This window comes from Streptomyces venezuelae, from assembly GCF_008642355.1.
GTDB classification, from domain to species: Bacteria; Actinomycetota; Actinomycetes; order Streptomycetales; family Streptomycetaceae; genus Streptomyces; species Streptomyces venezuelae_B.
In genome coordinates this window covers 4,508,338-4,530,279 of sequence record NZ_CP029193.1, presented here as the reverse complement: position 1 = coordinate 4,530,279, position 21,942 = coordinate 4,508,338, and the positions used below count along the sequence as shown (strand labels likewise).

24 protein-coding genes are annotated in these 21,942 nt (G+C 71.0%); 6 read left to right on the top strand and 18 right to left on the bottom strand.

The features are described 5' to 3' along the window. Positions 1–142 precede the first annotated feature (142 nt). The 4 genes from hpt to dacB all read right to left on the bottom strand — a co-directional run bounded on the left by hpt (position 143) and on the right by dacB (position 5,015). On the bottom strand, positions 143–703 hold the full coding sequence (gene hpt, locus DEJ47_RS21025; RefSeq protein WP_150175769.1) for a hypoxanthine phosphoribosyltransferase: 561 nt from the start codon (positions 701–703) through the stop codon (positions 143–145). Positions 704–757: 54 nt separating this feature from the next. Beyond that, the gene (gene tilS, locus DEJ47_RS21020) at positions 758–1,840 is read right to left on the bottom strand and encodes a tRNA lysidine(34) synthetase TilS (RefSeq protein ID WP_150170566.1); all 1,083 of its coding nucleotides are present in this window, start codon (positions 1,838–1,840) and stop codon (positions 758–760) included. A 232-nt stretch (positions 1,841–2,072) separates the two neighbouring features. Then, positions 2,073–3,200, bottom strand: a complete 1,128-nt coding sequence (locus DEJ47_RS21015) for a zinc-dependent metalloprotease (protein WP_150170564.1) — start codon at positions 3,198–3,200, stop codon at positions 2,073–2,075. A 315-nt stretch (positions 3,201–3,515) separates the two neighbouring features. Next, the gene (dacB, locus tag DEJ47_RS21010; protein ID WP_398336675.1) at positions 3,516–5,015 is read right to left on the bottom strand and encodes a D-alanyl-D-alanine carboxypeptidase/D-alanyl-D-alanine-endopeptidase; all 1,500 of its coding nucleotides are present in this window, start codon (positions 5,013–5,015) and stop codon (positions 3,516–3,518) included. Positions 5,016–5,148: 133 nt separating this feature from the next. Between dacB and DEJ47_RS21005 the strand changes: the two genes are divergently transcribed. Together DEJ47_RS21005 and DEJ47_RS21000 are read left to right on the top strand one after the other, a co-directional pair. Beyond that, positions 5,149–5,640 (top strand): inorganic diphosphatase, encoded by a 492-nt coding sequence (locus DEJ47_RS21005; RefSeq protein WP_055701044.1) that lies wholly within the window; start codon positions 5,149–5,151, stop codon positions 5,638–5,640. A gap of 118 nt (positions 5,641–5,758) precedes the next feature. Beyond that, positions 5,759–7,432, top strand: a complete 1,674-nt coding sequence (locus DEJ47_RS21000) for a threonine/serine exporter ThrE family protein (protein ID WP_223828432.1) — start codon at positions 5,759–5,761, stop codon at positions 7,430–7,432. Between the two features lie 18 nt (positions 7,433–7,450). Here DEJ47_RS21000 and DEJ47_RS20995 read toward each other — a convergent pair whose 3' ends face one another. From DEJ47_RS20995 to DEJ47_RS20960, 8 genes are all read right to left on the bottom strand, one after another. Beyond that, positions 7,451–8,149 (bottom strand): DedA family protein, encoded by a 699-nt coding sequence (locus tag DEJ47_RS20995; RefSeq protein WP_150170560.1) that lies wholly within the window; start codon positions 8,147–8,149, stop codon positions 7,451–7,453. Positions 8,150–8,296: 147 nt separating this feature from the next. Beyond that, on the bottom strand, positions 8,297–9,055 hold the full coding sequence (locus DEJ47_RS20990) for a MerR family transcriptional regulator (protein WP_150170558.1): 759 nt from the start codon (positions 9,053–9,055) through the stop codon (positions 8,297–8,299). A gap of 87 nt (positions 9,056–9,142) precedes the next feature. After that, positions 9,143–9,922 carry an ABC transporter permease gene (locus tag DEJ47_RS20985; protein ID WP_150175767.1) on the bottom strand — a complete coding sequence of 260 codons (780 nt, stop codon included), beginning with the start codon at positions 9,920–9,922 and terminating at the stop codon, positions 9,143–9,145. 8 nt (positions 9,923–9,930) lie between these two features. Then, the gene (locus DEJ47_RS20980) at positions 9,931–10,866 is read right to left on the bottom strand and encodes an ATP-binding cassette domain-containing protein (RefSeq protein WP_150170556.1); all 936 of its coding nucleotides are present in this window, start codon (positions 10,864–10,866) and stop codon (positions 9,931–9,933) included. A gap of 81 nt (positions 10,867–10,947) precedes the next feature. Continuing rightward, positions 10,948–11,589: a PadR family transcriptional regulator gene (locus tag DEJ47_RS20975; RefSeq protein ID WP_150170554.1), complete on the bottom strand. Its 642-nt coding sequence runs from the start codon at positions 11,587–11,589 to the stop codon at positions 10,948–10,950. Positions 11,590–11,623: 34 nt separating this feature from the next. Then, the gene (locus tag DEJ47_RS20970) at positions 11,624–12,175 is read right to left on the bottom strand and encodes a DinB family protein (protein WP_150170551.1); all 552 of its coding nucleotides are present in this window, start codon (positions 12,173–12,175) and stop codon (positions 11,624–11,626) included. Between the two features lie 143 nt (positions 12,176–12,318). Further along, positions 12,319–13,776 (bottom strand): aldehyde dehydrogenase family protein, encoded by a 1,458-nt coding sequence (locus DEJ47_RS20965; RefSeq protein WP_150170549.1) that lies wholly within the window; start codon positions 13,774–13,776, stop codon positions 12,319–12,321. A 77-nt stretch (positions 13,777–13,853) separates the two neighbouring features. Then, a complete protein-coding gene (locus tag DEJ47_RS20960; RefSeq protein WP_150170547.1) occupies positions 13,854–14,717 on the bottom strand; it encodes a helix-turn-helix domain-containing protein in 864 nt (287 codons plus the stop codon). A 313-nt stretch (positions 14,718–15,030) separates the two neighbouring features. Between DEJ47_RS20960 and DEJ47_RS20955 the strand changes: the two genes are divergently transcribed. Beyond that, positions 15,031–15,519, top strand: a complete 489-nt coding sequence (locus DEJ47_RS20955) for an ATP-binding protein (protein WP_150170545.1) — start codon at positions 15,031–15,033, stop codon at positions 15,517–15,519. 62 nt (positions 15,520–15,581) lie between these two features. Here the strand turns inward: DEJ47_RS20955 and DEJ47_RS20950 are convergent, their stop codons facing one another. The 5 genes from DEJ47_RS20950 to rpmG all read right to left on the bottom strand — a co-directional run bounded on the left by DEJ47_RS20950 (position 15,582) and on the right by rpmG (position 18,015). Further along, positions 15,582–15,821 (bottom strand): DUF397 domain-containing protein, encoded by a 240-nt coding sequence (locus tag DEJ47_RS20950; RefSeq protein WP_223828431.1) that lies wholly within the window; start codon positions 15,819–15,821, stop codon positions 15,582–15,584. Positions 15,822–16,137: 316 nt separating this feature from the next. Continuing rightward, complete coding sequence (rpsR, locus tag DEJ47_RS20945; protein WP_150170543.1) at positions 16,138–16,374, bottom strand: 30S ribosomal protein S18; 237 nt, start codon at positions 16,372–16,374, stop codon at positions 16,138–16,140. A gap of 2 nt (positions 16,375–16,376) precedes the next feature. Continuing rightward, the gene (locus DEJ47_RS20940) at positions 16,377–17,582 is read right to left on the bottom strand and encodes a CobW family GTP-binding protein (protein ID WP_398336551.1); all 1,206 of its coding nucleotides are present in this window, start codon (positions 17,580–17,582) and stop codon (positions 16,377–16,379) included. Next, positions 17,582–17,845 (bottom strand): type B 50S ribosomal protein L31, encoded by a 264-nt coding sequence (locus tag DEJ47_RS20935; RefSeq protein WP_150170541.1) that lies wholly within the window; start codon positions 17,843–17,845, stop codon positions 17,582–17,584. Before DEJ47_RS20935 ends, DEJ47_RS20940 begins: the two co-directional genes overlap by 1 nt. A 5-nt stretch (positions 17,846–17,850) precedes the next feature. After that, positions 17,851–18,015, bottom strand: a complete 165-nt coding sequence (gene rpmG / locus DEJ47_RS20930; RefSeq protein WP_150170539.1) for a 50S ribosomal protein L33 — start codon at positions 18,013–18,015, stop codon at positions 17,851–17,853. A gap of 81 nt (positions 18,016–18,096) precedes the next feature. Here rpmG and rpmB point away from each other — a divergent pair, with 81 nt between their 5' ends. From rpmB to DEJ47_RS20915, 3 genes are all read left to right on the top strand, one after another. Next, on the top strand, positions 18,097–18,333 hold the full coding sequence (gene rpmB, locus DEJ47_RS20925) for a 50S ribosomal protein L28 (RefSeq protein ID WP_150170537.1): 237 nt from the start codon (positions 18,097–18,099) through the stop codon (positions 18,331–18,333). Next, entirely contained in the window at positions 18,333–18,638 is a 306-nt protein-coding gene (rpsN, locus tag DEJ47_RS20920; RefSeq protein WP_150170535.1) for a 30S ribosomal protein S14, read from the top strand. Before rpmB ends, rpsN begins: the two co-directional genes overlap by 1 nt. 66 nt (positions 18,639–18,704) lie before the next feature. After that, positions 18,705–19,235 (top strand): hypothetical protein, encoded by a 531-nt coding sequence (locus tag DEJ47_RS20915; protein ID WP_150170533.1) that lies wholly within the window; start codon positions 18,705–18,707, stop codon positions 19,233–19,235. 58 nt (positions 19,236–19,293) lie between these two features. Here DEJ47_RS20915 and DEJ47_RS20910 read toward each other — a convergent pair whose 3' ends face one another. Next, a complete protein-coding gene (locus DEJ47_RS20910) occupies positions 19,294–21,918 on the bottom strand; it encodes an FUSC family protein (RefSeq protein WP_150170531.1) in 2,625 nt (874 codons plus the stop codon). Positions 21,919–21,942 lie beyond the last annotated feature (24 nt).

The window sequence follows — 21,942 nt, the reverse complement described above, 5'->3', positions numbered from 1 at the left end:
TGAGTTTGATAAAGACTGTTCTTCGGACGGTACCCCAGCATTGTGACCCGAAGCTGCCCGGGACTGCTGGCAATCCGGCCTTCGCATGCTCCAACGTCGGGAAACGGGTGAGGGTTCCCCTGCGTCGTACGCGCTACGGGAGTCAGCCGCCGTAGACGTGCGGAGCGAGCGTTCCGACGAACGGGAGGTTGCGGTACTTCTCGGCGAAGTCGAGGCCGTACCCCACGACGAACTCGTTCGGGATGTCGAAGCCGATCCACTTCACGTCGATCGCGACCTTGGCCGCCTCCGGCTTGCGCAGCAGCGTGCACACCTCGAGGGAGGCGGGCTCGCGCGAGCCGAGGTTGGACAGCAGCCAGGACAGCGTCAGACCGGAGTCGATGATGTCCTCGACGATCAGGACGTGCTTGCCCTTGATGTCGGTGTCCAGGTCCTTGAGGATCCGCACGACGCCGGAGGACTGGGTCCCCGCGCCGTACGACGAGACGGCCATCCAGTCCATCGTGACGGGAGTGGACAGGGCGCGCGCCAGGTCCGCCATGACCATCACCGCGCCCTTGAGGACGCCGACGATCAGCAGGTCCTTGCCCGCGTACTCCGCGTCGATCTTGGCGGCCAGCTCGGCCAGCTTCGCGTCGATCTCTTCCTTGGTGATGAGCACCGACTGGAGGTCGGTGCCCATGTCTTTCGCGTCCACCCGCATCACTTTCGGTCGTCCCACCGGCCGACTCGGCCCGTCAGTCACACGGGGCTCTCGTCAGCCTTGCCGGATCACCAGTCTGCCACCCTGGCGCTGAGCCACGACTTTGCCCGGGAGGTTGATGGCTCCCTGGCCGCGCCAGCCCGTGATCAGGCGGTCGACCTCTTCGATGTGCCGGGCGAAGAGCGAACCCGCGGGGGCGCCCGCGTCGATGGCGGCCCGGCGGACGATGCGGCGGCGCACCGCGGGGGGCAGCGCGTAGAGCTTCGCGCACTCCAGGAGGCCGGTGGAGTCGCGCACGGTGGTCTCGGCCTGGGCGGCCCAGGTGTCGAGGGCGTCGGCGTCGTCCCTGGACAGCTGGGCCGTGCGGGCGAGCGCCTCGACGACGCCCTTGCCGAGTGCCTTCTCCAGGGCGGGCAGGCCCTCGTGGCGCAGGCGGGAGCGGGTGTACGCCGGGTCGGCGTTGTGCGGGTCGTCCCAGACGGGCAGCGACTGGACCATGCAGGCCTTGCGGGCGGTCTGCCGGTCGAGGTGCAGGAAGGGGCGGCGGTATCGGCCGGCGACCCCCGAGGTCGCCGCCATTCCGGACAGTGAGCGGATCCCGGAGCCGCGGGCGAGGCCGAGCAGGACGGTCTCGGCCTGGTCGTCCCGGGTGTGGCCGAGCAGGACGGCGGCTGCCGAATGCCGTTCGGCGGCGGCGTCCAGGGCCGCGTAGCGCGCGTCGCGGGCGGCGGCCTCGGGGCCTCCCTCGCGGCCCACGTCCACGGCCACGGAGTCGACCGGGGTCAGGCCGAGCGCGGTGAGGCGCACGACGACTTCGGCGGCGCGCAGATCGGATCCCGGCTGCAGGCCGTGGTCGACGGTGATGCCGCCGGCGCGCAAGCCGAGCTTGGGGGCCTCGAAGGCGAGCGCGGAGGCGAGCGCCATGGAGTCGGCGCCGCCGGAGCAGGCGACGAGCACGAGCGGCGACGCGGCCTGGTCGTGCGGCGTGTGTGGGGGGTGCGGCGGGCGTGGGGGGTGCGCGGCGCGCCGGTCGTGCGGCGGGGGCGCGTCGGGGGTGCGCTGGAGGTCGGTCAGGACGTCGTGGAGTACGCGGCGGACCGCCAGGCGTATCGCCGCGACCGCAGGATGGGGACCCATGTCCGGTTCCCTTCGTGAAGTTCGGGGGGTGAGCTCGGGCCAGTCACTCAGGACCCACTCGGGTCGTCCGGCCCTCGGGGGGCCTCACTTCCCACGCGTTCGGTCACTCAGAGTGTGTCGATGGTGACAGAGCCGAGCCGTTACCCGAGCATTGCACGCCTACCCATCGCCTACGGTCCCTCGGACGGGTGATTACGGGGGCGTTCTCCTGCCATCGGCCGCATCCGGCCTCTCAGTCTCCTTTACGGTGCACCCGCGCGACCCAGTCCGCGGGTTTGGCGATCTCCGCCTTCGTGGGCAGCGTGTTCGGCGACGTCCACACGCGGTTGAAGCCGTCCATGCCGACCTGGTCGACGACGGCGCGCACGAAGCGTTCTCCGTCGCGGTACTGGCGCAGTTTCGCGTCGAGGCCGAGGAGCTTGCGCAGCGCCTGGTCGAGGCGGCTCGCGCCGCGGGCCCTGCGCTGCTGGAACTTCTCCCGGATCTCGCCGACGGACGGCACGACGTCCGGGCCGACGCCGTCCATCACGAAGTCCGCGTGGCCTTCGAGCAGGGACATCACGGCCGTCAGGCGGGCGAGGATCTCGCGCTGGGCGGGAGTCTGGACGAGCTCGACGAGGGAGCGCCCGCCCTCGGACTCCTCGCCGTCCGCCGCGTCGGTGCGGCCGCCCGCGAACGTCTGGGCGGCCTCCCTGACGCGCTCGAGGACCGTCATCGGGTCGACCTCGGTCTCGCCGAGGAACGACTGGATCTCGGCCTCCAGGTGGTCGCGGAGCCACGGCACGGCGGTGAACTGCGTGCGGTGCGTCTCCTCGTGGAGGCAGACCCAGAGACGGAAGTCGTGGGGGTCCACGTCGAGCTCGCGCTCCACGTGCACGATGTTCGGGGCGACCAGGAGGAGCCTGCCGCCGCCGTTCGCTCCCGCGGGGAGTTCGCGGGTGGCCGGGGCGAACGTCTCGTACTGCCCGAGGACGCGGGAGGCGAGGAACGACAGGAGCATGCCGAGCTCCACGCCCGTCACCTTGCCGCCGACCGCGCCCAGCACGGCGTTGCCGGGGCCCGTGCGGCGGTCCTGCATCTTGTCCAGGAGGGGCTTGAGGATCTCCCTGAACCCCGCGACGTTCGCCCGGACCCAGCCGGCCCTGTCCACCACGAGGACGGGGGTGTCGTGGGTGGCCTCCGTCCCCATCCTCGTGAAGGAACGGACGTGTTCCTCCGAGGATTTGGCGTGCCGACGGAGCTCCGCGACGACGGCTCGCGCCTCGTCACGGCTCACCTCCGGGCCCGGCCTCACGAGGCGGGTCGCGGTCGCCACCGCGAGATTCCAGTCGACCATCTCGGCACCACCGATGCTCGTCATGCGGTCAACGGTACGTGCTGGCTCCCTCCTGTGGAGGGGCTGGCACCCCTGACATTGCCCTGGGGCCTGCCCCTAGGGAGCGTGTGGGGTGGGTGGGCCTCGGTGTTCACGTGCGGGTCCGGCGGGGGGGGGCTCGCGCAGTTCCCCGCGCCCCTGAGCGGCGACTCCTGGGCGGCGGCCGTTCAGAGATCGGCGATCAGCGGCCCTTCGTGCGCGGGTCCGGTGGGGGTGCTCGCGCAGTTCTCCGCGCCGCTGGGGCGCGAACCCTGGGCGTCCGGGTTCCAGGACCCGGCGATCAGCCGTTGACGGGGCCTTCTAGCGGCAGCCGCAGTTCGCCACCGTGGACGCCATGTGGTCCAGGGCCTTCTGGGCCGATTGGGGGTCCGTCGTGCCGGTGGTCATGAAGGCGAAGACCAGGAGGCGGCCGTCCGCGTCCACCACCGTTCCCGCGAGGCTGTTCACGCCCGTCAGCGTGCCGGTCTTGGCGCGGACCACGCCCGTGCCCGGGGAGTCCTTGGGATAGCGGTCGACGAGCGTGCCGGTGAAGCCCGCCACGGGCAGGCCCGTGACGACCGGACGGAGTCCGGGACGGCCCGGGTCCGCCGCGTGGTCCAGGAGCGCGGCGAGGAGCTCCGCGGAGACGCGGTCGGCGCGGTCCAGACCGCTGCCGTCGGCGAACTTCGTGCCGGAGAGGGGGAGTTTCTGCTTGGAGAGGGCGTCGCGCACCGCCTTGCCCGCGCCGTCGAAGCTCGCCGGTTCCTTCGCGGCGATCGCCGTCTGGCGGGCCAGCGCCTCGGCGATGTCGTTGTCGCTGTGCGTCAGCATCCGCTCGACCAGCGCCGACAGCGGCGGCGACTCGACCTTCGCCAGCGCCTCGGCGCGGTCCGATGCCTTGGAGGGGCCGGGTGTCGTGTCGGGGGGTGTGGTCGTGGTGATGCCCTTGTCGCCGAGGAACTGCGCGAATTTCCTCGTCGCCTCGCCGGCCGGGTCGGCCGTGCGCGGTGCGGGGCCGCTCGTGGAGTCGTCCAGGCGGCCCTCGTCGGCCATCAGGGCGGTGACCGGCGTGATGTTCTCGTTCGGGCCGATCGGGTGCTGCACGGGTCCGGAGTACAGCGACGTGTCGTACGAGAGCTTGATCTTGTCGATGCCGCGGCTCTCGAGGGAGCGTGCCGTGTCCTCGGCGAGCGTGCGCAGGCTCGCCGCCGTGTCCGTGTAGCGGCCGTCCTTGCGGGCGGTGAGGGTGGGGTCGCCGCCGCCGACCAGGACGACGTCGGGCGCCCCGGAGGCGTCGGGCTCGATCACCGTCTTCGTGGCGATGCGGTGGTCGGGGCCCACCGCGGACAGTGCCGCGACGGCCGTGGCGATCTTGATGGTCGACGCGGGCGTCAGGCCGTCGCCCGCGTTCTTGCCGTACACCGGCTTCCCGGAGGCCGCGTCGAGCACGACGGCGGACCGCTTCGGGCCGAGCGCCGGATCCCGCATGAGCGGATCGAGCACCTCCGCCAGGGCGGAGTCCGTCGGTGCCGGTGCCACCCCCGCGGGCGCGCCGAGCCCCGCGAGCACCGAAGGGGCGCTCGGCGCCGCCTCCGGCTCGCTTCCGGGCGCCCGACCAGCGTGATCTGCGCCACCCCAGGCGTCCTGGGAAGCGGCCCGGTCCCGCTCCGCCGTACGCTGACCGGAGGAGTCCCAAGGGCCGGCCGCGGCCACCGCCCCGGCCGCGATGACCAGGCCGAAGGCGGCGGACCCAGCTGTGAGCTGCCAGGTCGTGAGCTTCCCGGAGAACCCGGAGAGCTTGGTGGCGGAAGGCTTTGCCAGCTGTCTCAAAAGCTGTCGAGGCCGCTGCCAAGGCTTGAGCTCCGGCACGACGACCAGCCCCTTTCGCGATCACACATCTGCGTGAGGGACACTTAATCACCCGAAGTATGTGCTGATCATGGAGGAGCCACCCGTGGAGTTCGACGTCACCATCGAGATTCCGAAGGGTTCGCGGAACAAGTACGAGGTGGACCACGAGACCGGCCGGATTCGTCTGGACCGTCGCCTCTTCACGTCGACCAGCTACCCCGCGGACTACGGCTTCGTCGAGAACACCCTCGGCGAGGACGGTGACCCGCTGGACGCCTTGGTCATCCTGGACGAGCCGACCTTCCCGGGCTGCCTCATCAAGTGCCGCGCGATCGGCATGTTCCGGATGACCGACGAGGCGGGCGGCGACGACAAGCTGCTCTGCGTCCCGGCCTCGGACCCGCGCGTGGAGCACCTGCGCGACATCCACCACGTCTCCGAGTTCGACCGCCTGGAGATCCAGCACTTCTTCGAGGTCTACAAGGACCTGGAGCCCGGCAAGTCCGTCGAGGGCGCCGACTGGGTCGGCCGCGCGGACGCCGAGGCCGAGATCGAGCGTTCCTACAAGCGCTTCAAGGACGAGGGCGGCCACTGAGCCACTCGCCCCGGGCGGGCCGCGCGACCCACGGGGGTCGCGCGGCCCGTTCGTGTATCTGTGCCCATACTGGCCATACGGAGGGTGCGTACGAGTCGTATGAGAAGTGAGGGCATCAGTGGCCGAGCAGGAGGCCGAGGACCGCAAGCCGCAGTCGGACGAATCACGCAGCGCGTTCGTGCAGCCCAGCGGCGTGATGGCGCAGCCACCGGCCCCTGAGGACGAGTCCCAGACGACGTCCGAGTTCGCCATTCCCACCGGCCTCGCGACGCCGTCGTCGACGACGCAGGAGACCGAGAAGTCGGCGTTCACCACGCCGCACACCTACACCTCCCGCAACGCCCCGCAGGCGTTCACGCCCGCGCAGGGCATACCCCTGGTGAAGCTCACCAAGGACGTGCCGTGGCAGGACCAGATGCGCACGATGCTGCGCATGCCGGTCACCGAGCGGCCCGCTCCGGAGCCCGCGCAGAAGCAGGAGGACGACAGCGGGCCCGCCGTGCCGCGCGTGCTCGACCTGACCCTGCGTATCGGCGAGCTGCTCCTGGCGGGCGGTGAGGGCGCCGAGGACGTGGAGGCGGCGATGTTCGCGGTCTGCCGTTCGTACGGCCTCGACCGCTGCGAGCCGAACGTGACGTTCACGCTCCTGTCGATCTCGCACCAGCCCTCCCTGGTCGACGACCCGGTCACGGCTTCCAGGACGGTCCGCAGGCGTGGCACCGACTACACGCGTCTCGCGGCGGTCTTCCACCTGGTGGACGACATCAGCGACCCGGATCTGGAGATCTCCCTGGAGGAGGCCTACCGCCGGCTCGCGGGCATTCGGCGTAACCGTCACCCCTATCCCGGATGGGCCCTGACGGCCGCCAGCGGGCTCCTCGCGGGCTCCGCCTCGGTGCTCGTGGGCGGTGGCGCGCTGGTCTTCCTGGTGGCCGCCGTGGGCGCGATGCTCGGCGACCGTCTCGCCTGGCTGTGCGCGGGGCGCGGACTTCCGGAGTTCTACCAGTTCGTGGGCGCCGCGATGCCGCCCGCGGGGATGGGCGTGGCGCTCAGCTTCGTGCACACCGAGGCGTCCATGGCCTCGGCGGTGATCACGGGTGGGCTCTTCGCGCTGATCCCGGGGCGGGCCCTGGTGGCGGGCGTGCAGGACGGTCTGACCGGCTACTACATCACCGCGGCCGCACGTCTCCTGGAAGTCATGTACCTCATCGTGGGCATCGTCTGCGGTGTGCTGCTCGTGCTGTCGCTCGGCGTCATGCTCGACGCGACGAACCTGACCCCGGAGACGAAGTTCGGCGTGACGTCGTCGCGGCCGGTCATCCAGATCCTGGCGTCGATGGCGCTGAGTCTGGCGTTCGCGATCCTGCTTCAGCAGGAACGTAACACCGTGCTGATGGTGACCCTCAACGGCGGCATCGCCTGGGTGATGTTCGGGGCGCTCGCGCAGACGCCGCTGGAGCTCTCGCCCGTCGCCGCGACGGCCGTCGCGGCCGGTCTGGTCGGTCTGTTCGGGCAGCTCTTCTCGCGGTACAGGTTCGCGTCGTCGCTGCCCTATGTGACGGCGGCGATCGGGCCGCTGCTGCCGGGTAGCGCGACGTACTTCGGGCTGCTCGCGCTGGCGCAGAACGACCTGAACACGGGCATGAACTCGCTCACCAAGGCCGTCGCGACGGCTCTGGCCATCGCGATCGGCGTGAACCTGGGGAGCGAGGTCTCCCGGCTGATCCTGAAGGTGCCGGGCGCGGCCTCGGCGGCGAACCGCCGCGCGGCCAAGCGGACGCGCGGCTTCTGAGACCTGTTCCGGAGTGCGTCAGCGCTTGGCGTGACGGCCGCGCTGCTGCGCGGGCGGCGTGCCCGGCGCCCCCGCGCCCTCGTCGGACGCGGCCTTCTTGGACTTGCTGCGCGCCCGCAGGAACTCGATGGCGATCGGCACCACCGAGATGAGGACGATCAGGATGAGGATCGCCTCGATGTTCTTGTGCACGAACTCGATGTTGCCGAGCCAGGCGCCGAGCAGCGTGACGCCCGCGCCCCACATGACGCCGCCGATGATGTTGAACGTGATGAACGAGCGGTACCGCATGCCGGAGACACCGGCGATGATCGGCGTGAAGGTGCGCACGATCGGCACGAAGCGGGCCAGGACCAGGGACTTGGGGCCGTACTTCTCGAAGAAGTCGTGGGCCTTGACCACGTTCTCCTGCTTGAAGAGCTTGGAGTCCGGGCGGTTGAAGAGCGAGGGGCCGACCTTCTTGCCGAAGAGGTAACCCGCCTGGTCGCCGAGGATCGCGGCGATGCAGATCAGCAGGCAGGCCAGCCACAGCGGGGTGTCCAGCTTGTCCGTGGTGATCAGCAGGCCCGTGGTGAACAGCAGCGAGTCACCGGGCAGGAAGAAGCCGATGAGCAGGCCCGACTCGGCGAAGACGATCACCAGCAGGCCCCAGAGACCGAACTGGTTGAGCAGGTAATCCGGATCCAACCAGCTTGGTCCGAGCGCAAGCGTCGTCACGGTTCCGGGCTCCTGAGGGGTGAGGGGGCGGGGCGGCGGCAGATGCAGCCCCCCAAATTTATCAACGCGGGGCGGCCCGGCCAGGTTCCAGTGCCCTTCTCCGGCCGTACTGTGCGACAACTGGAACATAGCCGGGCCGCATGCGCCTCACCCGTTGCGTGCCGCGTTCGCGAGGATCGCGTCCCTTAGGTACACCGCCAGGCCGGGCCTGATGGCTTCGTAGAAGGCCGTGAACCGCTCGTCGGCGACGTACATCTCACCGAGACAGGTGTGCATCTCGTGCGAGCAGGTGTAGTGGTTCGCCGTGATGAGGCGGCGGTGCTCCTCCGCGGCGTCCATGGCCTCCTCGGAGTCGGGGGGCACGCCGCGGCCGAGAAGCTCCCCCACGCGCGCGTGGACCGTGTTCAACTCGTCGTTGATCCGCTTCCAGTCGTCCTTGGTGTACGAGGCGGCCTTGCGCTGCGACTCGCGGTAGGCGTCCGTGTCGCCCCAGCGCTGTTCGACCTCCTCGGCGTACTGGTCGGGATCGTGGTCTCCGAAGACCTCGAACTTCTCCTCGGGCGTGAGGTTGATGCCCATCTTCTTCGCCTCCATGGCGGTCTCGACGGCGGCGGCCATCTCCTGGAGCCGGTGAATCCGCGCGGTCAGCAGCCTGTGCCGGCGGCGCAGGTGCTCCCGCGGGTCCGTGTCCGGGTCGTCCAGGAGGGCCGCCACCTCGTCGAGGGGGAAGCCGAGCTCCCGGTAGAACAGGATCTGCTGCAGCCGGTCGAGGTCGTCGTCGCCGTAGCGCCGGTGACCCGCGTGGCTGCGCCCGCCGGGCACCAGCAGTCCGATCTCGTCGTAGTGGTGCAGCGTGCGCACGGTCACTCCGGCGAAAGCGGCGACCTGTCCCACGGACCAGCTCATGGCGTCCGCCCTTCTTCTCTCGGTACGCGGACCACCCTGTGTCCTCACGTCGCGTGAGGTGCAAGCGGGAAAGCCTGGCGGCCGGTGCTACCTGCTCAGCGCCGTGAACCTGCGGACCGCCAACGGCAGGAATACCCCTACGAGCACCACGGGCCACAGCACCGCCAGGAGCCCCGCGTGTTCGGCGGCCCAGGACGTGCCGGCCACCCCCGGGTCGTTGCCGAAGAGGTCACGGGTGGCCGTCGCCGTCGCCGAGAGCGGGTTCCACTCGACCAGGGCGCCCAGCCAGCCCGGCATGTTCTCGGGGACCGTGAAGGCGTTGGAGAGGAACCCGACCGGCCACACCAGGATCTGCACGGTCATGACCAGCTCCGGCCTCCCCGCCACCATCGCCAGGTGGATGCCGAGCCACAGCATCGCGAACCGCAGCATCAGGAGCAGCCCGACGGCCCCGAGGACCGCCCCGGACGAACCGTGCCAGCGCCAGCCGATCGCGAGCCCGACGCCCATCATGACCAGGAGCGAGACGAACGACTGGAGCATGTCGGCGACCGAACGCCCCACCAGGACGGCACCGTTGGCCATCGGCATGGAGCGGAACCGGTCGATCACGCCCTTGTTGAGGTCCTGGGTGACCGCGACCATCGTCGCGTCGAGCCCGAAGACCATCGTCAGCGCGAACATGCCGGGGACGAGGAACTCGGCGTACTCCCCCGCGATGCCTTTGCCGCCGCCGATCAGGTAGGTGAACATCAGCAGCATCATCACGGGGAAGACGAGTCCCACGAGGACCTGCACGGGTTGCCGTGCCCAGTGGGCGAGTTCGCGCCGTGTCATCGTCCAGGAGTCGGTCACGGCCCAGCTCATCGGCGTACTCACACGGGCTCCTTCGTACGTTCCGTCAGGCTCAGGAAGACCTCGTCCAGCGTGGGCCTGCGCAGCGCCACGTCCTCCGCGTCGATGCCGGCGTCCCGCAGGCCCCGCACGACGGCTGTGAGGGCCTCCATGCGGTCCGTGACGGGCGCGGAGGCCATTCTGCGGTCCGGGTCCACCGTGGCTCCGGGAGGCAGCACAGCGGCCGCACGGGCCAGTTGGGCCGCGTCCCGGACCACGACGTCGATGCGGTCGCCGCCCAGCTTCGCCTTCAGGGCGTCCGCCGTGCCCTCCGCGACGACGTGCCCCTCGTCGATCACCGACATGCGGTCGGCCAGCTGATCCGCCTCCTCCAGGTACTGCGTCGTCAGGAGCACGGTCGTGCCGCCGCCGACCAGTGAGCGCACCGAGTCCCACACCTCCGCGCGACCGCGCGGATCGAGGCCCGTGGTGGGCTCGTCGAGGAAGAGCACCTCGGGGTCGGTGACGAGGGACGCCGCGAGGTCCAGGCGGCGCCGCATCCCGCCGCTGTACTGCTTGACGGCCTTGCGTCCGGTGTCCGCGAGACCGAACCTCTCCAGGAGCTCGTCGGCCCGCACGCGCGCGTGGCGGGCGCCGATGTGGTGGAGCCTGGCGAACATGTCCAGGTTCTGCCGGCCGCTCAGCTCCTCGTCGACCGCCGCGTGCTGGCCGAGCAGCCCGATGCGCCTGCGCACTTCGTCGGGGCTGCGCCGCGCGTCGTGGCCCGCGACCTCCACGCGCCCCGCGTCGGGCCGCAGCAGGGTCGCGAGCATCCGCACCGCCGTGGTCTTGCCCGCGCCGTTCGGTCCGAGCACCCCGTGCACGGTGCCGCGCTCGACCCGCAGGTCGAGGCCGTTCAGTGCCTTCTTCCGCCCGTACGTCTTGTGTGCGCCCTCGACGACGATCGCGTCCGTCATCCGGCCCCCCTCGACGATCTTGTAGTCAAACTTGACTAGAAGTGCGAAGGTAACCGAGACCCGCTCATTCGTCAAACTTGATTAGCTGTTCTCCGGGGAGGTCCGGTCCCCCGTCGCGTACGGGTTCTCCTGTCCGTCCGCGAGCACGGCCACGAAGGGTTCGCCCTCGCCCGCGAAGGTGTACGCGCCGCCCTCGATGCGGGCGATGAGACTCTTGGTCCACTCGGCGCCCGTGTCGGCCGAGTGCACCCAGTAGTTCATGATCTCGCCGATGTGCCCCAGCTGCCCGGGGCCCTCCGCGGGTGTGTAGTACTCGGTGACGGAGGCCCGCCACTCCTCCATGCGCCGCACCCGCTCCTTGAGGAGAGCGACGGCCTCCTCGCGCGGCAGGTCCACCATGAAGCCGAGCGCGGCCGTGAGGATGTCCGGCCGCTGGTCGTACATCGTCAGGGACTCACGGAGCAGGGTGAGGAATTCCTCCGTGCCCTGCTCCGTGATCTCGTACTCCGTGCGGGGCGGGCCGCCTGCCGTGGAGGGGGCGACCTCGTGCGCGCGCAGCATGCCCTGCTTCGCCAGCTGCTTCAGGGCGTGGTAGATCGAGCCCGGCTTGGCGTTGGACCACTCGTGGGCGCCCCAGTACTCCAGGTCGTTGCGCACCTGGTAGCCGTGGGCGCGGCCGTGCTGACGCACGGCCCCCAGGACAAGGAGCCGGATCGCTGACATGTACCGCGCCCTTCCATTCGGCCCCCCCGGGTCATCAATTTTGACTAGGGTAGCCCCGCTCCAGCGCCACCAGCTCGAAGGCCGTCTTCCCGTCCAGCGACTCCCGGATGATGTCGGCATGGCCCGCGTGCCGCCCGATCTCCTCGACCAGGTGCAGCATCAGCCAGCGCATCGACACGGCGCCGTCCTTCGGGAACCACGGCGCGTCGGGCAGCGGGAAGGTGTCGTCGAGGCTCGGCACCTCGCGGATGAACGCCTCGGTCTCACGGGCGACACCGTCCCAGAACGCCAGTGTCTCCGCGAGCGTCTCGCCCTCCACGAGGCGGAACCCCTCGCCCCATGTCTCCTGCGTGCGGGCCCTCTCGTTGGGCTTCCGCTGCGCCATGCGGAGCCAGTTGAGTTCGACTTCCGCGACGTGCTTCACGAGGCCGCCGAGGGTGAGCTCGCTGGCGCTCGGGCGGGCCTTCGCCTGTTCGTCGGTGAGGCCGATGACCGAGCGGCGGACGCCGCCGCGCTGTGCCTCCACGAAGGCGATCAGGGCGCCGCGCTCGTCGCCGTGTGCTTCCGCGCTGACGTGGGTGACCATGGTGTCCGCCTCTCTCCCGCCCGCTGTCACGGGCTGTTCCACCCGGCTCATCCGCCGGGCTTCTCGACACCCCAGACGTTACGGAGCCTTGCGGTCAGGTTCTGTCCGCAAGGCTCCGGTGTCCCACGGACGACTGAGGCGGATCAGAACGGGAAGCGCGACCTGCCGTGCTGCACCGAGATCCACTTCTGCGTGGTGAACGCGTCCACCGTCGACTCACCGTTCAGCCGTCCGAGGCCGCTGCTCTTCTCGCCGCCGAACGGCACGATCGGCTCATCGTGCACGGTGCCGTCGTTCACGTGGATCATGCCGGTCCTGACGCGCTTGGCGATGCGTACGCCGCGCTCGGTGTCGGCGGTGTGCACGGCGCCGCTCAGCCCGTACGGAGTGTCGTTGGCGATGCGGACCGCCTCGTCCTCGCCGTCGAAGGGCAGCAGCAGGGCGACGGGGCCGAAGATCTCCTGCGTGAGGACCGGGGAGTCCTCGGGGAGGTCGGTGAGGACCGAGGGGGCGACCAGGTTGCCGTCGGTGCGCCCCTGCAGCAGCGCCTTCGCGCCGGCCGCGACGGCCTGCTCGACCACAGCCGTGACGGCGTCCGCCTGCGAGGAGTTGATGAGCGGGCCGATGTGGGTGGCGGGGTCGGCCGGGTCGCCGACCTTCAGGCCCGCGACCTTGGCGACGAACTTCTCGGTGAACTCCGCCAGCACGGACCGGTCCACGAGGATGCGGTTGGCGGCCATGCAGACCTGGCCCTGGTGCACGAAGCGGCTGAAGACCGCCGCGTCGACCGCGTAGTCGATGTCGGCGTCGTCCAGGACGATCAGCGCGCTGTTGCCGCCCATCTCCAGGATGGAGCGCTTGAAGTGCGAGGCGCAGACCGTCGCGACGTGCCGGCCCACGCGGTCCGAGCCGGTGAAGGAGATGACGCTCGGCACGGTGTTCTCGAGGAAGGCGTCGCCTATCTCGGCTATGTCCGTGATCACCACGTTGAGCAGGCCGGCCGGCAGGCCCGCGTCCTCGAAGACCTTGGCCACCAGGCTGCCGCCGAGCACCGGCGCGTTCTGGTGCGGCTTCAGCACCACGGCGTTGCCGAGGGCGAGGGCGGGAGCGACGCTCTTGATCGACAGGAGGAACGGGAAGTTGAAGGGGCTGATGACGCCCACCACGCCGACCGGGACGCGGTAGAGACGGTTCTCCTTGCCCTCGTCCGGGGACGGCAGGACGCGGCCCTCGGGGCGCAGGGCGAGATGGATGGCCTCGCGCAGGAACTCCTTGGTGAGGTGGAGCTCGAAGGCGGCCTTGAGGCGGGTGCCGCCCAACTCGGCGACGATGGCCTCGCCGATCTCCTCCTCGCGGTCCTCGACGATCCGCAGGGCACGCTCGAACACGGCACGGCGCGCGTAGGGGTTCGTCTCCGCCCAGTCCCGCTGCGCCCGCTCGGCCGCGCGGTAGGCCTGGTCGACCTCGTCCGCCGTGGCGACCGTGATGGACGCCAGCTTCTCCCCGTCGTACGGATTGAAGTCGATGATGTCCCAGGAACCCGACCCGGCCTTCCACTCCCCGTCGATGTACTGATGAGCCAGGTCGGTGAAGAAGGACATGAGCGGACCCCTTGCCGCGGCAGCAGACGGCCGCAAACGGAAGCAGACACCTGATCTCGCGTCATAGTACTTATGTTTCAGGTGAGTTGGAGCAGACCGCGAAGAAGATCCCGGCTTCCGACCGGATCGGGGCTGTCCTTCTGCAGCTGCGCGACCACCCGCTCGTACTGGGCGACTTCCTCCGCCTTGTCGAGGTAGAGGGCGCCGGTGAGCTGCTCCACGTACACGACGTCCGAGAGGTCGGACTCCGGAAAGCTCAGCATGGTGAAGGCGCCGCTCTCACCGGCGTGCCCGCCGAAGCTGAACGGCATGACCTGGAGGGTGACGTTGGGGCGCTCGGAGATCTCGATGAGGTGCTGGATCTGTCCCCGCATCACCTCGCGGTCGCCGTACGGACGCCGGAGCGCGGCCTCGTCGAGGACGCAGTGGAAGCGGGGCGCGTGCTCGGAGGTGAGGAGCTTCTGGCGTTCGAGGCGCAGGGCGACGCGGCGGTCGATCTCGGCCCGGCTCGCGCCCTTCATGCCACGGGCGACGACCGCGTGCGCGTACGCCTCGGTCTGCAACAGGCCGTTCACGAACTGGACTTCGTAGACGCGGATGAGCGAGGCCGCGCCCTCGAGACCGATGTATGTCTGGAACCAGCCGGGCAGGACGTCCGAGTAACTGTGCCACCAGCCCGTGAGGTTGGCCTCTTTGGCGAGCGAGAGCAGCGCGCCGCGCTCGGCGTCGTCGGTGACGCCGTAGAGCGTCAGCAGGTCCTCGACATCCCTGGACTTGAAGCTCACCCGTCCCAACTCCATGCGGCTGATCTTCGATTCGGAGGCACGGATGGAGTACCCGGCCGCTTCGCGGGTGATGCCGCGGGATTCCCTGAGCCGCCTCAGCTGCGAGCCCAGCAGGATGCGCCGTACCACCGAGCCGCTCGACTCCCCTGCGGTCACTTCGCTCAATCCTCCCGATCGACTGGAAGCCAGCAGTCTGCCATTAAACGCTTCGGGCGGTACACGTCCGGTTACAGAAACAGAAACGGTCCGAAAGGTCTCCTCAAGAAGTCGCGGGAAGAAATGGGCAAGAAGTGGCACGGGATCGACCAAGTCCGGCGCGTGCACGTGCATCTGCCCTTGCATCTGCTGTGCGCATTCGGAACCATGGTCCGCGCGCCACTGCTGTACCGACCGCGTACCACCGCACCATCGGCGACCGACCGCGCCACCGCTCCATCGCTACGTACCGCGAAACCGGGGAGTGCCTCGCATGGGGACGAATGGATCGACCATGCTCGAGCCGTTAAGGCAGGGGCTACCTCCGATCGACCCCTCCGCCGTCTCGGACGCGGCCTCCGTCGCCCTCCCCGCCCGCTACGAAGCAGTGGGCAGCGCCCGGCAGTTCACCCGCAAGACACTGGGCCAGTGGGACCTCGACGAGCGGTTCGACGACATCGCGCTGGTGGTCTCCGAACTCGTCACCAACGCGCTGCGGCACGCGCTGCCCGCCGACACCCCGCGCGATCACCAGGAGCCGCCGGTGCGGCTGCACCTGATGCACTGGGCGACGCGGCTCGTGTGCGCGGTGCGCGACCCCAGTGACGAGAGCCCGGTCGCGCGCGACACGGACGACGACTTCTCCGCGGAGTCCGGGCGGGGCCTGTTCCTCGTGGACTCGTTCAGCGACAGCTGGGGCTGGCACCCGCTCGCCGGCGCGCTGCGCGGCAAGGTGGTCTGGGCGCTGTTCAGCCTGGGCTGAGCCCGGGACCGCGCGAACGGCGCCGGCCGCCAGGGCCGGCGCCACTGCCCGTCCGGGTCGAGTCAGCCGCCTATCAGGTGGTCGAACTCCCCGTCCTTCATCCCCAGCAGCATCGCCTCGATCTCGGCGCGCGTGTAGACGAGCGCCGGGCCGCCCGGGAACCGCGAGTTGCGCACGGCGACGTCGCCGCCCGGCAGTTTCGCGAACTCCACGCACGAGCCCTGCGAGTTGCTGTGTCTGCTCTTCTGCCAGACGACCCCGTGAAGCTCCGTGGCCGCCATGCCGTTAAACGCGTGGTGCACAGGTCGCTCCCCGGGTCATGCGGTGCCGTGTGTGGCTCTAGATGCAGTGGTCAACTGTCCCGGATCATAGCTGTGTTCACATGCAGATGCATGGGCAGATGCACGTGCACGCCGGGTGTTCCCCTGATTACAGCCCTGCCGGCACCTCGTCGGCCTGTCGAAACCTCGCAGGCCTGTCGGTACCTCGTAAGCCTGTCGGTACCTCGCACAGGAAGAGACGCACGCGGCGCCCTTCCTGTTCCCTCGGACACGAGACCGGCCCCCTGCGGCACCCGGAGGTGCCGGCAGGAGGCCGGTGCGGGGAGAACAGGTCCGGTCAGCGAGGCGACCCGTACGGCAGGAGCGCCATCTCGCGGGCGTTCTTGACCGCCGCGGCGATCCGCCGCTGCTGCTGGGCCGTCACACGCGTCACCCGGCGGCTGCGGATCTTGCCCCGGTCCGAGATGAACTTGCGGAGCAGCTCCGTGTCCTTGTAGTCGACGTACGTGATCCCGGCCTGGTCCAGGGGGTTGGGCTTCGGCTTCTGCGGGCGCGGGGGCTTGCGCGGGGACAAGGTCAGACCTCCAGGAGGGTGTCGAAGGCGGGGGGCAGGTGTCTCCAGGCGTCGCGCCCGGCGGCGTACTCCTCGTCCGTCAACAGGCAGGACTCCAGGACCTGTTCGAGTCCGTCGCGATCCAGGCCCGGCGAGGTGAACACCAGGTGGTTGCAGCGGTCGCCGTGCTCCGGATGCCAGTCGAGGGCGGCGGCCGCGCGGCGCACCGGCGGGACCATCTCCCACGCGGCGTCCGGCAGCGAGGCCAGCCACGGCCCGGCGCTCTCGACGCAGAGCGCGCCGCCCGCCGCGTCCCACCCGAGCAGCGTGTCCGGGTGGTCGGCGAGCCAGAACCGGCCCCGGCTACGGGCGGCGGCGCAGGTCAGGTCCTCCAGCGCGTCGTACAGCCGCTCCGGATGGAACGGCCGCTCCCTGCGCCATACGAGGGTCACGACCCCGCACGCGTCCGCCTCGGCCGGCAGCAGTGCGCAGGCGGGATGCTGCGCCGCCGCGGCGGCCTCGACGTCGAACCCGGCGAGGGCGGCGGCGGCCAGCTCGCCCCGCCCGACCGGCACCTGTCGCGCCGTGGGGTGGAGCTGGGCGAGGAGGGCGCGGTCCTCGTCGTCCGGCTCGGCGCCGTCGGCGTCGTCGCCCTCCGCCACGGCGAGCACGGGTGCGTACTCGAGCTGGCGCGCCCAGGTGTCGGCGACGGTGCGCTGATCGCTCGGGGCGGCGGCGAGACCGGCGTCCATGAGGTCGTCGCCGTTGCTCAGGCAGGGCAGGAGCAGCGCCGGGTCGACGGCCGTGACGACGCCGCTGAGGACGAGGGCGTCCCCGGCGTGCGCGGCGACGACCTCGGCCATCGCCTTGGGCTCGACCGAGTCCCACAGCTCGACGACCGCGAGCCGGGTGAGGCCCGCGTCCGCGAGGCGGTCCAGCTCGGGCATCAGGTCCTCGCGGAGCGCGCAGCACGCGCAGTCGTTGACGAGGGGCGCGTCGCCGGTGGAGAGCACGCCGGTGGTGTCGCGGACCGTGCGGACGACGGTGCCGTGCACGGCGGTCGACAGGTCGTGGTGGAGGGCCACGCTGTCGGGGACGGTCGCGAGGAGCTCGTCGACGGCCGCTTTGCGGGCGACCGCGTGCAGACCGCCGACGATCACGACGTCCATACGGCGCGACGAGTCCATGGGGAGCGACGAGTCCATGGGCGGCGGGTCCGTGGGTGCCATCAGCGCTTGCCGAACCGGCGCTCGAAGCGCTCGACGCGGCCCGCCGTGTCCATCACACGGGACGTGCCCGTGTAGAAGGGGTGACTCGCGGACGAGACCTCGACGTCGATCACGGGGTAGGTGTGGCCGTCCTCCCACTCGATCGTCCTGCCGCCGGTCGCGGTCTCGCTCCCCGCCGCCGTCGAGCGGGTGAGGAAGGCGAAGCCCGCGGCCTTGTCACGGAAGACGACCGGGCCGTACGGGGGGTGGATGTCCTTGCGCATGACGGTCAGCGCTCCTCTCGGAAGTCGACGTGGCGGCGGGCCATGGGGTCGTACTTGCGGATGGTGAGGCGGTCGGGGTTGTTCCGCCGGTTCTTACGGGTGACGTACGTATAGCCGGTCCCTGCCGTCGAGCGGAGCTTGATGACGGGGCGGAGTTCGTTGCGGGCCATGGGGCTAGTATATGAAAATGACTCTCGTTTTCAACAGGGAGTCCTGTCCATCGCCGCTTTCCGACCGAGAGGTGCGTCACCTTGTCCGCCCACTGCCAGCTGACCGGAGCGGAACCCCGCTTCGGCAACAACATCTCCCACTCGCATCGGCGTACGTCCCGCCGCTTCGACCCCAACGTCCAGCGCAAGCGGTACTGGCTGCCGAGCGAGAGCCGGTACGTGCGGCTGCGGCTCAGCACGAAGGGGATCAGGACCGTCGACCGCATCGGGATCGAGGCGGCCGTCGCCAGGATCCGTGCGCGCGGGGTGAGGATCTGATGGCCAAGAAGAGCAAGATCGCGAAGAACGAGCAGCGGCGCGTGATCGTCGCGCGGTACGCGGCGAGGCGTGCGGAGCTCAAGGAACTCATCCGCAGGCCGGGCACGTCTCCGGAGCAACGGCTCGCTGCACGAAGGGAGTTGGCGCGGCAGCCGCGGGACGCGAGCGCGACGCGGGTACGGAACCGGGACAGCGTCGACGGGCGCCCGCGCGGATACGTCGGGGCGTTCGGGCTGTCGAGGGTCAACCTGCGTGAGCAAGCGCACGCCGGATTTCTCCCCGGCGTGCGCAAGTCGTCCTGGTAGCTTGGCGCGCGATTTGGCCGGGCCGTGACCGCCCGGCGCACACTGCGTCGACCAGGGGGACTTCAAGTGCGTACGTACGTCCGTAATGGCCGGGTGCTCGGTACGGCGGTGGCGGGCCTCGCCGCTGCGCTGGTGCTGAGCGGGTGCGGGAGTGACGGGGACGGCGATGGCGGTGGCGGTGGCGGCAAGAAGGACCGCGGATCGTCGGGCTCGTCGGGCTCGTCCGGTTCCTCGGGTTCGTCCGACGGCGGCTCCGGTGGGTCCGGTGGCTCCGGCTCGAAGGGCGGCAGCCTGGAGGGTTCGTGGATCGCCACGTCCGGTGGGAAGCCGCTCGTCCTCGCGGTCGAGGGCAAGACGGCGACGCTCCTCGGCGAGGACGTGCTGTGCAACGGCAGCGTGGGCGGCGAGACGGGCTCGCAGACGCTCTCCCTCAAGTGCCCGAAGGGCGACGGGGACCGTACGGCGGGCCGGATCGAGTCCGTGGACGCCAAGTCGATGAAGGTCGCCTGGGGCAGTGCGGGCACGGACGAGTTCCTGAAGACGGAGGGCGGCAAGCTCCCCGAGGGGCTGCCGACGGCGGGAATGCCGCAGTCCTGAGCGGCGGCACCTGAGGCAGTGCCGTACCTGCCGTACCTGTCGTACCCACTCTGTGCCTTCAACGGGCCGCGGGACCCTCCGGGTTCCGCGGCCCGTCGTCGTCCGGGCGCTTCGTCGACGTACCGTCGACCAGCATCGGCGGAGGCGAGGTGTCCAGGGCGTCGGACAGTTCGTCGAGGGTCTCCAGGAGCAGCCCCGCGCCTCTGCGGACCACGCGGTCGGGGACGCCCTCGCCGTCCCACTCGTCCAGTGCGGCGCGGACCGCCTCCCATTTGGGCACCCGGCGTTCGCGCAACGCCTTGGCGCCCTGCTCGGTCGACTTGCGCAGCGCCTCGGCGAGGCGGGCCGCCGCGGGGACGGGGGTGTCGCCGCGCTCCGGCAGGTGCGCCTCCATCAGCATGGCGACGCGGCCCAGTTGGGCGAGGGTCTCCTCCGCGTCGGCGGCCGCGGCGCGGGAGAGGCCGCGGTGGCGCACCGGCTCGTTCTTGGCCCGGTCGACGGCTTCCTGCCAGGCGACGCGGGCGTCGCGGGCGGCGAGCAGAGCCTCGCGGACGTCGGGACAGGCCTTGCCGGCGGGGTGGGCGTAGCGGTCGACGACGGCGGCCGCGTAACGGCCGTCGGCGATCAGCCAGTCGGCGAGGCGGGTGCGGAGGCGGGGGGTCTCCCAGGCGGGGTAGAGGGCGTACGCGATCATCGCGAGGACGCCGCCGAGCAGGGTGAGGACGACGCGCTCCGGGACGGTCTGCGTCCACTGCTGGCCGCCCATGCCGAGCAGGAAGACGACGTACGCGGCCACGCAGGCCTGGGCCGCGACCTGTCCGGTGCGCATCAGCAGGTACATCATCCCGGCGCAGAGCACGGCGAGCGCGGCGGAGAGGCCGGTGCCGGGGTGGGCGAGCTGGACGAGGCCCGTGGCGAGGGCGACGCCGACGAGGGTGCCGCCGAAACGGGCGACCGCGCGGGAGTACGTCTGGGAGAAGTCGGGCCGCATCACCATGACGGAGGCCATGGGGGCCCAGTAGCCGTGCCCGAGGGGCAGCAAGTGCCCGAGCAGATACCCGGCGGCGGCCACGGCGGTCACGCGGATGGCATGCCGAGTGATCGGCGACTCGTGCCGCAACTCCCCCCGCACGGCCCGGATCGCGGCAGGGACCAGCGCGAAGAGGGTGGGGCGGAGGAGGGGGGCGTGGGGCACGGCGGGGGCTGGGGTGGGGGCGGTGCCGGGGGCTGTGTCGGGGGCCGCGGCAGGGCCTGTGCCGGGGGCGGCCCCGGGGGCCGTGGTGGGGGCGGCCCTGTGGGCTGTGTCGGGGTCGGCCCCGGGGGCCGTGGCGGGGGCCGCCTTCGGAGGTGCGGACTCTGCGGGGGGAGGAGGGGTGGGAGGGGGGTCTGCGGGGGCGCGGCCGGTGGGAGGGGGATCCACGACAGCGGGCTCCGCAGGAGCAGACTCCGCGGCAGCAGGCCCGGCAGGAGCAGGCCCCGCAGGAGCAGACTCCGCGGCAGCAGGCCCGGCAGGAGCGGGCTCCGCAGGAGCGGGCTCCGCAGGAGCAGGCCCCGCAGACGCAGGCTCCGCAGGAGCGGGCTCCGCAGGAGCAGGCCCCGCAGACGCAGGCCCCGCAGGCGCAGGCCCAGCAGGAGCGGGCTCCGCAGGCGCAGGCCCCGCAGGCGCAGGGGGCGGGGGTGAAGGGGGCGTTGGGGTGTTGGAGGTGCCCGCTGTTTCCAGGACGTCCTTCAGGAGCGCGCCCAGGCGGGTTGCCGCGCGGTACGCCGGGCCCGTGAGGATCGCCCCCGTGTCCGGGGTCCGGAGCGCGGCCTCCGCCTCCGGGGGGATCTTGACCGGCTCGCCGTGCCGGATCGCCCGCGCCGCCGCGTCCAGGACCGCGCCCGCCGCCGCCAGGAGTTCCCTGACCCGGTCCCGCTCCTTGCCCTCCACGGGGACGCCCACCGCCGGGTCCGCCAGGGAGGCGAGCACCGGGCGGATGCGTTCGGCGACGCCCCGCGCCCCGTGCAGCTCGGCGGGGCGCGTGCGGGCCTGACGTGCGGTGATCGTCGCCGCGTCGCGCGCCGCCATGAGGGGTTCGGGGTCGAACGGGGCCACGGGATCGTGGCGGAGCCGGCGCGCGTAGTCCGCCTCGGCCGCCAGCGCGTCCGCCAGCGCGTCCCGGTGGGCGCCCCATCGGCGTACCGGAAAGAGGATCACCAGCGCCGCCTGCACGCAGCCGCCCACGATCATCATCGCCGCGTGGCCCGCCGCCGCGGCGACGGACGTCGGGATCGTGACCGTCACCAGCATGATCGCGACGTTGGACGACGCGATGATGCCGACCGTGGGTCCCGCCGCCCAGCTCATGCCCGCCAGGAACGTCCACAGGCAGAGCAGGGCGAGGAAGAGGAGCAGATGGGAACCGGTGAGGTAGCCGAGGAAGGTCGAGACGGCGAGGCTCGTGCCGGAGGCGAGCGCCAGTTCGGGCCGCGGCCGCCAGCTGCGCTGGAACGTGGCGATGGCCGCCTGGAACGCGCCGAACGCGGAGCTCGCCGCCACCGCGGGCCCGAACAGCGTGAGGCTGAGGCCGATGACGACGGCGAGGCCGGCGGCGCCGCGCAGGGCGACGAGGGGTTCCAGACGTTTGCGCTCGACGGTCAGGCCCGCGCGAGCTGTCTCTTTCAGCGCGCGGAGCCAGGTCACTCTGTGATGATACGGGGCATATCG

Excerpts from the sequence above, each read along its gene's own strand:
- DEJ47_RS21015 (WP_150170564.1), bottom strand. The coding sequence starts at position 3,200 with ATGACGAGCATCGGTGGTGCCGAGATGGTCGACTGGAATCTCGCGGTG.
- DEJ47_RS20985 (WP_150175767.1), bottom strand. The coding sequence starts at position 9,922 with ATGAGCTGGGCCGTGACCGACTCCTGGACGATGACACGGCGCGAACTC.
- DEJ47_RS20935 (WP_150170541.1), bottom strand. The coding sequence starts at position 17,845 with ATGCGCAAGGACATCCACCCCCCGTACGGCCCGGTCGTCTTCCGTGAC.
- DEJ47_RS20970 (WP_150170551.1), bottom strand. The coding sequence starts at position 12,175 with ATGGTCACCCACGTCAGCGCGGAAGCACACGGCGACGAGCGCGGCGCC.
- DEJ47_RS20980 (WP_150170556.1), bottom strand. The coding sequence starts at position 10,866 with ATGACGGACGCGATCGTCGTCGAGGGCGCACACAAGACGTACGGGCGG.
- rpmG (WP_150170539.1), bottom strand. The coding sequence starts at position 18,015 with ATGGCCCGCAACGAACTCCGCCCCGTCATCAAGCTCCGCTCGACGGCA.
- rpsN (WP_150170535.1), top strand. The coding sequence starts at position 18,333 with ATGGCCAAGAAGAGCAAGATCGCGAAGAACGAGCAGCGGCGCGTGATC.
- DEJ47_RS20975 (WP_150170554.1), bottom strand. The coding sequence starts at position 11,589 with ATGTCAGCGATCCGGCTCCTTGTCCTGGGGGCCGTGCGTCAGCACGGC.
- hpt (WP_150175769.1), bottom strand. The coding sequence starts at position 703 with ATGCGGGTGGACGCGAAAGACATGGGCACCGACCTCCAGTCGGTGCTC.
- DEJ47_RS20955 (WP_150170545.1), top strand. The coding sequence starts at position 15,031 with ATGGGGACGAATGGATCGACCATGCTCGAGCCGTTAAGGCAGGGGCTA.
- DEJ47_RS20965 (WP_150170549.1), bottom strand. The coding sequence starts at position 13,776 with ATGTCCTTCTTCACCGACCTGGCTCATCAGTACATCGACGGGGAGTGG.
- DEJ47_RS20940 (WP_398336551.1), bottom strand. The coding sequence starts at position 17,582 with ATGGCACCCACGGACCCGCCGCCCATGGACTCGTCGCTCCCCATGGAC.
- tilS (WP_150170566.1), bottom strand. The coding sequence starts at position 1,840 with ATGGGTCCCCATCCTGCGGTCGCGGCGATACGCCTGGCGGTCCGCCGC.
- DEJ47_RS20990 (WP_150170558.1), bottom strand. The coding sequence starts at position 9,055 with ATGAGCTGGTCCGTGGGACAGGTCGCCGCTTTCGCCGGAGTGACCGTG.